We start from the raw sequence: 12,901 nt of genomic DNA on the forward strand, positions 1-12,901 counted from the left end.
CTTTAAACTAACCCAATTCGCGTCAGAAGGAATAATAAAATGAAAGTACTCGTTACGGGTGGTATGGGCTATATCGGTAGTCATACGTGTATTCAAATGATCGAAGCTGGCATGACGCCAGTGATTCTAGACAACCTGTACAACAGTAAATCTACGGTATTAGATCGAATTGAAAAGATATGTGGTGTAAAGCCAACCTTCATTCAAGCCGATATCAGAGATAAATTGGCGATGGTAGAAGCACTAAAGTCACACAATATTGAAGCTGTTATCCATTTTGCAGGTTTAAAGGCCGTCGGTGAGTCTGTAGCAAAACCCCTAGAGTATTACGACAACAACGTTAATGGCACTTTAGTATTGGTTGATGCAATGCGTGAAGCCGGAGTTAAATCGTTGGTATTTAGTTCATCAGCGACTGTATACGGTGATCCTGCTTCTGTACCCATCACAGAGGACTTTCCAACTAGCGCAACTAACCCATATGGGCGCAGCAAATTAATGGTAGAAGAGTGTTTAACCGACTTCCAAAATGCGAACCCTGACTGGAGCATTACACTTCTTCGTTACTTTAACCCGGTAGGTTCACATCCAACAGGCGAGCTAGGTGAAGATCCTCAAGGTATTCCCAACAACTTAATGCCGTTTGTTTCTCAAGTTGCGGTAGGGCGCAGAGAGTTCCTTTCTGTGTTTGGTAGTGATTATCCGACCAAAGATGGCACAGGCGTACGTGATTATATTCATGTAATGGACTTATCCGATGGTCACGTTGCTGCATTAGAAAAAGTAGGTAGCAAAGCTGGCCTTCATATCTATAACCTCGGTACTGGTAACGGCTACAGTGTACTGGACATGGTGAAAGCATTTGAAGCCGCAAGTGGTAAAGATGTCCCATACCAACTTGTTGAGCGTCGTCCAGGTGATATTGCAGAGTGTTGGGCGGATCCATCAAAAGCGATGAATGAGTTAGGTTGGAAAGCAACTCGCACTCTAGAAGAAATGACTGGCGATACATGGCGCTGGCAGTCTACTAACCCTCAAGGTTATCCAGATGCCTAATCTTTAATTTACATAATAGTAACAAAAAGGCGCATAATTGCGTCTTTTTTGATCCAAATCGGAAAAAATCGTAAATTACTGGTTAAAAGGTAGCAAGTATATATAGAGCTGTTAAACTATGCCCGACTCTTAATTTGGGTTATAAATTTTCTCATAGCTATTGGGGTAGTTCATGGAACTCGGTCTGATCATCACTTTCATCATTGCAGCAGCAGTAATGGTGAAAAAAGAGATGGCAAAACAGTAAACTTTCATTTTTCATACTTTTCTTTACATTTTTGAAATGAAAGCCATAAAAAAAGCCAGCATTACGCTGGCTTTTGTGTTTTTAAGGTTTAGAACTCGTATTTAACACTAATGTTATAATTACGCTCAGCTTGCGTTTTGTCTCGACTTAACTCAGTCTTACCGCGAACATCGTTCCAAAGATGGTATTCTTCATTCGTTAGATTCATAACACCAGCACGAATGGTTATATCTTTCATTGGTTTGTAGTACGCCGTTAAGTCAACGACTGTCGCAGACGGCAAAGCAACTTGGTCTTTGATTCCGCCTTTATCACCATCAGAGTTGATATCACTGTTCGATTTCTTAGCCGTGTAGTTTACTTTTAGGCTTGTCCCCCAAAGTGCATTTGGTGAATCGTAATTTACAGCAGCTACGGCATTCCATGGGTTTACACTGTTCAAAGGATTACCATCACCATCTTCACCTTCTGTGTATGCTGCAACAAAGCGAGTTGTCACGCCTGATGGAAGACCAGCAATGGCATGCCAATCAAGACGGTTAGAGAGCTCAACCCCTTTAATGTTTGCTTCACTAATATTGATATTTGTGAATTCAGTTAAACCACCATTGTTTGATGACGTTTGCTCAATAAAGTCACTGTAATCACTGTAGTAGAACGCTACTTCAGTTGCAGACGCTGCAGTGTTATGACGGTAACCAAGTTCATAAGACAAACTCTTTTCAGATCCCAAATTTGGGTTAGGGCGGTTGGTATAGCCATGAGCCGGATTATCGTAAGTGTAGTAAAGCTCGTCGAACGATGGCGCTCGGAACCCTTGGCTCACTTGCGCGAAGATCGTGCCAGGTTGCGATACAGAGTAAGTCGCTCCTAAACGACCAGTTAATGCAGAGTCGCTAAACTTCTCGAATGACTCTTCAGAAGTATTTGAAGGATTAGTAGAGAAGTAATCGTAACGCACACCTGGAGTCAGAATTAGCTTGTCATTAAGAAGCGAAATTTCATCTTGCAAGAATAAACCAAAGCTTTCTTCTTTTGCATCCGGTGTGTAAACGTAAACAGTATCTGGCGTGCCAGGATCGGAATTAAACTCGCGATTGGTATTACTGATGTCACTATGTTTGTACGATATTCCGTAAACAATATAGTGATTTTGAATCTCTTTATCTAACTGAGTTTCGAATTCAAATTTGTCTTCAGTATATTCGTAATCTTTTTTCTGTTGGTTGTCACCACTAGGCGGTACGTAAGGTGGGTAACCAGGGCTGGCTTCGATAAAGCGATTAGAGACGCCGTTTTCTTCTTTACCAATCCATGTAAGCTTGGACGTGATCGTATCCGAGATAGCTGCATCTGCAAACCAAATGTGCTTGAGCCCAATGCGATTTTGCTTGGTTGTGTCTTCAGCGTTGAAGTTTTTGTAACTTTTATGTGCGATCTCTGAGTCAGTCTCGTTGTAAATAACTTCTCCCAAGAACTCCAAGCGATGAGCGTCATTCAATTGAGATTCAAGTTTTACCAATAGATCGTTTTTGTAATAATCTTGGTTGTCCACAGAATAGTTATCGTAAGGCGCCTTAGAGAAATTTTGTAGCTCTGCACCATCACGGCGTGTAAAGGCTATAAGTGCTTCTGTATTACCGAAACGCTTTGCTAAAGCTACATGCTCACTAAAAGAGTTATCTTCCGATGAATAAGAGAGTTTAGCTTGACCACCAAAGTCTTTACCATCTTTGAGGAAATCCTTCGGATCTTTTGTTTCGAATGCGACAACACCGCCAATTGCATCACTACCATGGAGGCTAGAAGCTGCTCCTTTAACAATTTCGACACTCTTTAGCATATCGGGGTCGACAGTAACGGCACTAGAATTGATAAACGAATATGGTCCACCGCTGAATACACCTGGTTGAGATGCACCGTCTACTAAGATTTTAACTCGTTTACCTTCCATCCCGCGAATGTTAATACTTTGGACGCCTTGGCGTTGAGTGCCATTAACAGTAACACCTGGCGTATACTCGAATAGATCATTCAAGTCCTTTACCATGTTTTCTTCGATGTCTTTCTCTGATACAACAGCAACAGAAGCAGCAACAGTGTTTATGGTTTGGTTGGTACGGGTGGCCGACACAACGACTTCTTCAAACTTAGAAGCTTCTTCCGCATAAGCAGTATGGGAAAGGGCAACTAAAATGGAGGCTGACAAAATTGATTTTTTATACATTGGCTTCAATACCTTAGATCCATAATAGGTAACAACACGCGGATATTAATGGATCTAAATGGTAATTACTATCATTACCATTGTCATTTATTGGTTTGTATTGAATCTTCTTCTTTGGCTATGAGCATTCCTAGTCTTTAGTTATCAATATGTTATATTATTTGTCGTTAGTTCTTGATAAGTTCATCCAAATACAACGAATGTGATGGATATCACATTAAGAGAGGCCGTGTGCAGAGTCCAATTACGTTAGAAGCACTCCATATTCTAGATGCTATTGATCGAAGAGGGAGTTTTGCTGCTGCTGCGAATGAGTTAGACAGAGCCCCGTCATCGCTGAGCTATCAAATCCAGAAACTCGAGCAAGACTTAGACATTATTATCTTCGATCGCTCTGGTCACAAAGCCCATTTTACTGAAGCAGGTAAGCTTATTCTTGAAAGAGGAAGAGCCATTTTACAAGCCAGTGAAAAGTTAGTGAACGATGCAACGTTATTGGCGAATGGCTGGGAACTGGATATTACCATTGCCTTCGATGGCATTATTCCTATATCCAACTTTTTCCCGATGGTTGATGCGCTGGCCGAGGTCAGCTCAACTCGAGTCAGGCTGCAAGAGGAGATTCTGGCTGGTAGCTGGGAGTCGTTGAATACGGGGAGAGCTGATTTACTGATTTGCCCATCACTGGATACGCTTCCTCAAGAAGTTAAGTCAGAAAAAATTGGTAAAATGAGTATGTATTGGGTAGCTTCCGCTGATCACTATGTTCACAAGCGTAGTGGTAAGTTTGATGAAGCAGCGCGAGAAAAGTATCGGATTATTGCTATTGCAGATACCGCACGTGAGCAACCAGCGCTCTCAATTAATATCATTCAAAAACAGCCTCGCTTGACCGTCACCAACTTTACGGCAAAAGTAGAAGCGCTCACTGCAGGTTTGGGTATTGGTACATTACCAAGCCAAATTGCACAACCTCTTATTGATAGTGGTGTATTGAAACGAATCGAAGGCACTGAAGAACAGCCGATGGATATTATTTTGGCATGGCGCCGGAACACTATGGGTGAGGCAAAATCCTGGTGTATTCAGTACTTAAAAAAGAATTGGAAACTAAAGTAACAACGTAACTTTTACTTCTTAGATTCCCATTGATTATCGAATGTAAGAAGTAAAAGTCATCGCTAATGCTGCGCTTTTCAATTTAAAGGGAGCACCATATCTGCCGTACCGTCTGCAAACTGGACATCGATCTCAAACCCCAAGTTCTGAGCCAACATCAACATTCCTCTGTTTGTTGGCATGGTCATTCCAGACATTTGCTTTGTGCCTTTAATTTTGCAATAGCTGATTATTTTCTGCATCAGCACTTTGCCTAAACCTTTTCCTTTCAAATCTGAACGAACCAAAATAGCAAACTCAGCGTCACTATTGTCTGGTGTAATCAATGCGCGGGCTACCCCTATGATAGACGGTCCGTCAGTATTAAACGCTACCGCAACAAACGCCATTTCGCGGTCGTAGTCGATTTGAGTAAAGTTTGCCAAAGCCTCATGGTTGAACTCTCCAACTTCAGAAAAGAAACGCTTATAGAGATCTTCTTTCGATACGCTATTAATGAATTGAGCATGCAGCGGCTCATCCTCAGGCAAGATAGGGCGAAGCAGGATAGGTTGGCCATCTCGAAGCGTCACCGTTTCGACAAACTCTGCCGGGAAAGGGCGAATCGCTAGCCGTTTTTGGGCGTCTCCTTCGTATTTACACAGTGTGACATCTGCATCAAGGATGGTTAAATCGCTTCCGGACACTAGTACTGGATGGATATCCAGTTTTTGTATTTCTGGTAACTCAACTGCCATTTGGGAGATACGAACCAAGAACTTCGACAACTCAGAAACATCGAGCGCATCTTTGTGTTTCTGCAGGCGAATCTTTCCAGACTTTAGGGCAACAACGACAAGGTAGCGCGCAAGCGTCATGTTCAAAGGAGGAAGTGCAGCGACGGCATCTTGGGCGATATTCCACTCAGAGCCGCCTTGACCAAGCAAGATCACTGGTCCAAAGACTTTATCTACTGCAATACTAACCCGTAGCTCTTCAGCGCTGCCGAGCTTTGCCATCCCTTGTACCAACAGCCCATGTACATTGGCGGAAGGGTAACTGAGCTTTACGGTATCTAAAATGGATAGCGCTGCGTTGGAAACTTCTCGACTGTTTCTTAAATTTAGAGCGACACCGTGAACATCAGATTTATGAGGAATGTCTGGAGAACGCAATTTAACCGCAACAGGATATCCAATATTTTCTGCCATATGAACGGCTTCAATGTCGTCAGATGCAATCCACGTCGGCAAAACGTTAAACCCGAACAGCTTAAATAATGGGCTAGTTTGATGCGTATCTAAGGTGACTGTGTTTTTATCCAGTAGTCGTTCGTTTACCCATTCTTTTGCTGAACTCACACTTCCTGAATGTAATGGCTCTGCCGTCGTTGGCGTTTCCATTAGTTGTTTCTGGTTTCGTCTGTATTCGACCAAGTGCATGTATGCTACAACCGCACTTTCAGGTGTTCTATAGGTTGGAATACCTGCTTGAGTAAATGCCAGTCGCGCTTCTCTCGACGTTTGTTCTCCTGACCAGTTGGTCAAGATATTAAAATGCTTATGCCGAGGGTGAGATTTGATGGCATTAATAACGGCTTGAGCAGTTTCAAGAGGATCAGAAACAGCAGAAGGACTATGCATAATCAATATCGCATCTGCACAGTCGTTATTCATCAGTGCGTTAATGGTATCAATATAGCGTTTTTGGGTTGCGTCACCAGACAGATCAATTGGATTTCGAGCACGCCAGTTGGATGGAAGTACTGCTTGTAATTGCTCAATGGAAGCGTCATCAAGCGTTGCGAGTTGGCCACCACGTTCAATCAAAGTATCAACGGACATAACAGCAGGGCCGCCGCCATTGGTGATGATCGCTAAACGCTCTCCACGAAGTGGCACAGAATGCGTGAGTGTTTCTACCGCGGCAAAAAGCTCATGCGTATTGCTGACTCGTAACATACCAGTTCTGCGAATAGCAGAATCGTAAATTACGTCAAGTGTATCTCCGTCTTGCTGCTCAAAAGTATTCATCTCTTTAGAGCGGCCCGCTTTTAGCACCAATATACGTCGGTTACGTGAAGCGGCGCGCGCAGCAGACATAAATCGGCGAGCGTCTTGGATATTATCAACATAAAGCAGAATAGCTTCTGTGTTTCCATCCATACTCAAATAGTCGAGCAAATCTGCAAAATCGATATCCTGTCCACGCCCAATCGAAATGAACGAAGAAAAACCAATGTTCTTATCATTTGCCCAGTCTAAAACCGTGGTACAAACCGCCGCGGATTGTGAGATGAAAGCAATTTTTCCGGGTTTAGCTGCAACAGGGGAAAACGTGCAGTTAAAATTGTGCCAAGGAAGAATGATACCTAAGCTGTTTGGGCCTAAAAGTCGAATGTTCAATGATGAGATATCTAAAGGCCTAGGGTCATCAGAGATAACAATCGCAAACGGTGTGCCTCTCTCATCTAGCTCTTTAAGCAATTGCTCGTTACGTGAAACGTTCGTACACAAAATTGCAATATCTGGCGTATAGGGCAGTGAAGCTACATTAGGGTAGGCGATCACGCCAGATACGGCTTTATATCGCGGTGTTACTGGCATAATCGCGCCACCAAATCCACTTTGTAGAAGGTTGCGCATCACAACATGTCCTGCTCGCAATGCTTTTTGAGATGCCCCAATAACGGCCACAGAGTTGGGTTTAAAGAGTTTATGTAGTTTATTCATGCTGACTCCTAGCCGTTTGTAAGTCACGTTGGCTTCTCGGTTTCATATCAATCATAAACGAATAATTTACTGATAAAACATCTTCAGACCAGACATTGCAGAAAATGTGTACGATGCTTATGGAGTTTGTGTTATTCATCACATCAAAATCACAGATTATTGTATTTGATGCTTGATAAACGGCCCTGCTATCGGCATGATTTATCGTAATATTTATCCAGAGCATTTGTTACTTCATGAAAAAAATCGCAATCATCGGCTTGTCAGTTCTGCTTTCTGCTTGTGCATCTGAAACTTACATCACGGATGTGACCTCAGAAAGTTACCGAGAGGACTACAAATCAGATCGTATCTCTAAACCAATTATGGCGTCTGAAAACGCTGTAGTAGAAAAAGACGTACAACCAACTGTTGTGAAAATGACGGCAAAGCCTGAAGAAAAGAAAGTAGTCAAGCTAACGCCAAAAGAGCAGGCGAAGCCAGTTAAGATCGTACCACCAAGTAAAAAGCAAGCTGGCATTCAACGATTCGGCTATACCATTCAAGTCGCAGCTGTGGGTAGCCAAGCTAAAGTCGATCAGTTTGCAAATAAGCTGCCACGGAACGGTCAGCCAATTTGGGAAAACTACAAAGTTGTAAACGGTACTAAGTGGTTCTCAGTTTTATACGGAGACTACGCAACAAGCGCAGAAGCCAAGCAAGCGATTTCGACTTTGCCAGCTCAATTTCAGCAGTTAAGACCATTTGTTAAAAGCATTGATGCAATCAAAAACTCAGCTTACCCAACGCTTAACAAATTAAATTAACACATCAAATAAGGGAGCGAATAGCTCCCTTATTTATTTGCTCAAATCCTATTCGAACAACATTCCTCACATTAAAATTACTGTACGTCACACTTCAAAGGTTTATCATAATAAATAGTATCTTTTGTAGGTCACGGAAAGATGGATTCATGATTAAAAATATTCTTTTACTATGCGGCGGTGGCTCTTCTGAGCACGAGATTTCATTATTGTCTGCAAACTTTGTCGAACAACAACTAAATCTTATTGAAGATGTTCACGTTACACGCGTAGAAATAAAAAACGAAGGTTGGATGACCAACCAAGGTGAGTTGGTTTACTTGGATCTCAATACCAAGCAGTTGTGCTCAAGTGAATCTAATCAAACCATTGATTTCATCGTGCCTTGTATACATGGTTTTCCTGGCGAAACAGGCGACATTCAATCTCTGTTTGAAATCGCAGGTATTCCTTATCTTGGCTGCGGGCCAGAAGCGAGTAGCAATAGTTTCAATAAAATCACATCTAAGCTTTGGTACGACGCTATCGGCATACCCAATACGCCATACTTATTCTTAACGCGAAACGATGAAGAAGCTCACGTTCAAGCTCATAAAGCCTTTGAAAAGTGGGGAAAAGTTTTTGTTAAAGCCGCTCGCCAAGGCTCTTCCGTTGGCTGTTACAGTGTCACAAAAAAAGACAAGCTTTCTAATGCAGTAAATGATGCTTTTGGGTTTTCTGACCAAGTGTTGGTTGAGAAAGCAGTAAAACCTCGAGAACTTGAAGTTGCTGTATATGAGATGAATGGCCAACTACATATCACTAAGCCAGGCGAGGTCATCGCGCCTGATGGTGCTTTTTACTCTTACGATGAAAAGTACAGCAGTTCAAGTCACTCGCTCACAGAAGTTGAGGCGAAGAATCTAACTCAAGTACAATTAGATTCCATCCAACATGCGTCAGAGACGGTATTTAAACAAATGAATCTTCGTCATTTATCTCGTATCGACTTTTTCCTAACGGAAGATGATGAGATTTACTTAAACGAAGTAAACACATTTCCAGGAATGACTCCGATCTCAATGTTCCCTAAAATGCTTCAAAACAACGGGCACAAATTTCATGAGTTCTTGGAAGATTGTATAAACAGTGCAAAGTGATTAACGTTATCGAGACGCGTTTTATGATACAAGTTGTTTTCTAGAGCAAGGATTATTCAAGCCGTATTTGAATATTGCTCAGTAGCAATTATGATTATATCAAAGCATTAAACAGATGACTCAGTGGTATGGCGATTTCAAATTATAGAGGTTTTAACCTGCAGTCAGTCGGATCAGATGGCAGTGTTTGGAAGGTTAAAATCAAGAACCACGTCTTACAGGGCAGTTTGACGGCGGTAAAGAAAAGCATTGATTGGTGGTGTGACACCGCATCGATTATTGATCCCAAAGAGTTTGCTTCACTCGGACAAAGAGTGCAGCAAACTGGTGTTGCAAAATCAGAGGTCTTTAACGGCTATACTATTCAAAACGATACAGGCCAACCTAACTCTTGGTACTGTATGTTTAATGGTAAACTGATTAAGGGCAGTAAAGCCGCTATTCAACGCCATATCGAAGCTTATTTGGTTGCAAAGCAAAAAGCGATGCAAGCTCAACAACAAAAGAAACAATAGAATGACTCTGGTATATTCAACAGAAACCGGTCGAATTAAACCGAAAGAAGAAAAAGTATCTCGCCCTAAAGGTGATGGTGTTGTTCGGATTCAGCGCCAAACGAAAGGCCGTAAAGGTAAAGGCGTATGCATTGTTACAGGTTTAGACTTGGATGATGCACCTTTAAAGTTATTAGCGGCAGAACTCAAAAAAGTCTGTGGCTGTGGTGGCTCTGTAAAAGATGGCAATATCGAGATTCAAGGTGATGCTAGAGACAAGATCAAGGCACATCTTGAAAAGAAAGGCATGACAGTCAAATTAGCCGGTGGCTAATTTAATATTTCCAGTAAACAAAAATGGCGTCTAAAGAAATAGACGCCATTTTTTATAAGTTGCTAATTGAAGAGCAAGCAATCGTAGATTGATAGATCGACATTAGCTATTTTATGGTAAATAACCATTATGTTTAATGCTCACAGTAAGGCCCTTAAATTTAAAATCTGCAGGGGAATAGGAGCATACTCAGACAACATTTAGCGTACGGCGATATACAATTTAACATAATATACATAATGCGCACTGATATAGTGGTTCCTGTGGACTTGCAATCACTAAGGCTAATCCAGCACAAACCATTGAAATGCTTGATAATCCAAGTCCGTTAAACTTTTTTCCTATGTTCTGCCATAGTGTCTGCGCTTCGTGCGTTTTTGCTTTATCCATCGCTAAGCCAATCAGAGCCTTTTCTTTGTCTTCACCAATAGTTTCAGCAAGCATAAGTATCTGATTTTCATTGAGATAACTTCGACCTTTTCTTACTTCTGTGAGCATTTGAGGGCTTACACCTAGGTCATGAGCAATCTGCTTGTATTGAATGTAGTTCATTTGCTCTTTGTAAGCATCAATGAGCTTGTTTGTGTACATTTCTGCTTTTCCTCTAATCACGCTATTGGACTGATTTTAGTCTTTTAGTACAGATTTTGCTGTGTTGACGGTACAGAAATATCTGTATTTAATCACTACAGAATTTACTGTATCAGACCGCCTTAGCTTTGGGCGTTTGCCCTTGACGCTTTCGCGCTAGGCTTTGGCGGTCGCTCTCTCAACTAGTCAAGGTGTTGCAATGAAAAAACTTTCTACTGAAAATGCGATCATTATCGATACAGAAACTACTGGCTTAGGCGCTGACGCAGAAATTGTTGAGTTCACTGCTATCTGTGCTCACACTGGCAAAGTTATCGTGAACGAACTTGTTAAACCAACTTGTTCGATTCCTGCTGAAGCAACGGCTATTCATGGCATCACCGATGAAGACGTTAAGGATGCGCTCGACTTTCACTTAGTCTTCTCAAACCATTTTCTTCCACTTCTTAACGGTCGCCCAATCATCATCTACAACTCAGATTTTGATACGCGCTTAATTATCCAATCTTTGGATAAGCACTGTAACGCTGCTTACGTCCAATCCGTTCACGATTTGTTTTTCAAGTTCTGTATTCCTCAGTGCGCAATGCTTTGGTATGCAGAGTTCTTTGGTGTTTGGAATGAACACCATGAAGATTACAAGTGGCAATCACTTTCCAACGCTTGCGCTCAACAGAATGTTGATGTGTCTGACTTAACGGCGCACCGTGCACTGGCTGATTGTGAAATGACTCGTCGATTGATTCACACAGTTAACTCACAGATTGAAAACCAAAACAATCAAAACTGTGACAGCGTCACGAAGCCTAGTTCAGAGGCTTAACCCATGAACGAAGCTCAAATTATCTATTACGACTTGCTGCCTGACTACACGGTGTCTGTGTTGGTCAAAGGTTGCGACGAATGGGATTTGCTTAAATCCATGTCTCATCTTGAGTCTTGGGCTTCGTCTCAGTTCGCTTCTTATGAGTTGGTGTCCATCACCAACACGACCGTTGAACAACGTATCAATTTGGGGGTGTTTGATGACTACTGCAACTAACATCCTTAAAAGTTTCGATGAGCAAAGCGTTCATATTGATTACCTGTGTTTTACGTTTGCCGTGAAAGACTTACGCCATTGTCATGATGCGGTTCGTCGATTGCACAAGCATGAAGAATACAAAGGCTTTGCCAAATCGGGATTGTTACAGCGTCACTGTCGTGCGCCTAAGTTCCCTGCTCCACCTGTGTTTAATCCGACCGTCGCTAAGACGTCTGAAGAAATTGAAGCGTACAACAAAGCCTTTGATATCTGTTACCGCAACTACTTAGAAGATTGCTTGCGTATCTTCACCAATCAAGTGCTTGGTTTGTCGCTGTCTGCGCCTCGCGGTTTGGGTTTCCAGTTCTACACCGAATCCATGAAACTGACTTCGCCAGATGGTGAAGACTTCTGTGGCTTCGTTGGTATCGGCGGTAACAATGACACGGTGCATTTCCAAATCAACGGAACGGGATGCAAGCATGTATTTGCCCGTCGTCCTACGTGGTCGCTGCATGACTGGCTGACCAATGTGCTTGGTGTGCAAACTTTGGCGCGTGTTGACTTGGCCTATGACGATTACGACGGGATTTTTGATTGCGAATACGCTTACAAGGCGTGGCGTGACGACTGTTTCAGAACGGCTGAACGTGGTCGTGGTCCTGTGCTTCATGAAGATATGACCATTGCCAGTATCGGCAAAGACGGCAAACCGATTTACACCAAAGAGCAATACTCGATTGGTTCGCGTACCTCGCGCATTTACTGGCGTATCTACAACAAGGCTCTTGAGCAGAAACTCGCAAACACGGGTCTTGTCTGGTATCGCTCTGAGGTCGAGCTTAAAAAATGGAATGTTGATGTATTGCTGAATCCGGCTGGCGCGTATGCCGCGCTCAATGATTTCGCAGCCTCGATTTCTACTGCAAAGAAATTCAATACCAAACCCGTCCCGACCAAACGCGCGGCGTTAGACCTGTTGGCCTCTGCGCATTGGATGCGCCGCCAGTACGGGAAAATCCTTAATTCACTTATCGAGTTCCATGAGGGCGACATTGAAACCGTGGTCGGTTCCCTTGTCCGTGATGGAACGAAATTCACCTTCCCCGATACCTACGGCAAGTTGGTGACTCACATATTGGAGACTTAACAA

At 42.6% G+C, this 12,901-nt stretch carries 12 protein-coding genes; 9 read left to right on the plus strand and 3 right to left on the minus strand.

What is annotated here, in order from left to right; translation table 11 throughout:
• The first annotated feature begins 39 nt into the window (after positions 1-39).
• Complete coding sequence (galE, locus tag KI742_RS04575; protein WP_285384858.1) at positions 40-1,056, plus strand: UDP-glucose 4-epimerase GalE; 1,017 nt, start codon at positions 40-42, stop codon at positions 1,054-1,056.
• A 335-nt stretch (positions 1,057-1,391) separates the two neighbouring features.
• Here galE and KI742_RS04580 read toward each other — a convergent pair whose 3' ends face one another.
• Positions 1,392-3,530 carry a TonB-dependent hemoglobin/transferrin/lactoferrin family receptor gene (locus KI742_RS04580; protein WP_285384860.1) on the minus strand — a complete coding sequence of 713 codons (2,139 nt, stop codon included), beginning with the start codon at positions 3,528-3,530 and terminating at the stop codon, positions 1,392-1,394.
• Positions 3,531-3,761: 231 nt separating this feature from the next.
• Here KI742_RS04580 and KI742_RS04585 point away from each other — a divergent pair, with 231 nt between their 5' ends.
• Entirely contained in the window at positions 3,762-4,649 is an 888-nt protein-coding gene (locus KI742_RS04585; protein WP_017634152.1) for a LysR family transcriptional regulator, read from the plus strand.
• A gap of 77 nt (positions 4,650-4,726) precedes the next feature.
• Here the strand turns inward: KI742_RS04585 and KI742_RS04590 are convergent, their stop codons facing one another.
• Positions 4,727-7,360 carry a bifunctional acetate--CoA ligase family protein/GNAT family N-acetyltransferase gene (locus tag KI742_RS04590; protein WP_285384861.1) on the minus strand — a complete coding sequence of 878 codons (2,634 nt, stop codon included), beginning with the start codon at positions 7,358-7,360 and terminating at the stop codon, positions 4,727-4,729.
• A gap of 236 nt (positions 7,361-7,596) precedes the next feature.
• On the opposite strand from KI742_RS04590, the gene KI742_RS04595 reads away from it, so the two are divergent.
• The 4 genes from KI742_RS04595 to yciH all read left to right on the plus strand — a co-directional run bounded on the left by KI742_RS04595 (position 7,597) and on the right by yciH (position 10,133).
• Positions 7,597-8,166 (plus strand): SPOR domain-containing protein, encoded by a 570-nt coding sequence (locus KI742_RS04595; protein ID WP_285384862.1) that lies wholly within the window; start codon positions 7,597-7,599, stop codon positions 8,164-8,166.
• Between the two features lie 149 nt (positions 8,167-8,315).
• Positions 8,316-9,305: a D-alanine--D-alanine ligase gene (locus tag KI742_RS04600; protein WP_285384863.1), complete on the plus strand. Its 990-nt coding sequence runs from the start codon at positions 8,316-8,318 to the stop codon at positions 9,303-9,305.
• Positions 9,306-9,433: 128 nt separating this feature from the next.
• A complete protein-coding gene (locus KI742_RS04605; protein ID WP_005376294.1) occupies positions 9,434-9,820 on the plus strand; it encodes a DUF3319 domain-containing protein in 387 nt (128 codons plus the stop codon).
• 1 nt (position 9,821) lies between these two features.
• On the plus strand, positions 9,822-10,133 hold the full coding sequence (yciH, locus tag KI742_RS04610; RefSeq protein WP_285384864.1) for a stress response translation initiation inhibitor YciH: 312 nt from the start codon (positions 9,822-9,824) through the stop codon (positions 10,131-10,133).
• 222 nt (positions 10,134-10,355) lie between these two features.
• Here yciH and KI742_RS04615 read toward each other — a convergent pair whose 3' ends face one another.
• Entirely contained in the window at positions 10,356-10,724 is a 369-nt protein-coding gene (locus KI742_RS04615) for a DUF3693 domain-containing protein (protein ID WP_025501836.1), read from the minus strand.
• A gap of 199 nt (positions 10,725-10,923) precedes the next feature.
• On the opposite strand from KI742_RS04615, the gene KI742_RS04620 reads away from it, so the two are divergent.
• The 3 genes from KI742_RS04620 to KI742_RS04630 are packed head-to-tail and all read left to right on the plus strand — an operon-like array spanning position 10,924 to position 12,898.
• Positions 10,924-11,547 (plus strand): 3'-5' exonuclease, encoded by a 624-nt coding sequence (locus tag KI742_RS04620; protein ID WP_285384865.1) that lies wholly within the window; start codon positions 10,924-10,926, stop codon positions 11,545-11,547.
• Positions 11,548-11,550: 3 nt separating this feature from the next.
• Positions 11,551-11,766, plus strand: a complete 216-nt coding sequence (locus KI742_RS04625) for a hypothetical protein (protein WP_029826510.1) — start codon at positions 11,551-11,553, stop codon at positions 11,764-11,766.
• Positions 11,750-12,898, plus strand: a complete 1,149-nt coding sequence (locus tag KI742_RS04630; RefSeq protein ID WP_070363890.1) for a replication initiation factor domain-containing protein — start codon at positions 11,750-11,752, stop codon at positions 12,896-12,898. The genes KI742_RS04625 and KI742_RS04630 overlap by 17 nt, the downstream gene beginning before the upstream one ends.
• Positions 12,899-12,901 lie beyond the last annotated feature (3 nt).

This window comes from Vibrio sp. D417a, from assembly GCF_030248595.1.
GTDB classification, from domain to species: domain Bacteria; phylum Pseudomonadota; class Gammaproteobacteria; order Enterobacterales; family Vibrionaceae; genus Vibrio; species Vibrio alginolyticus.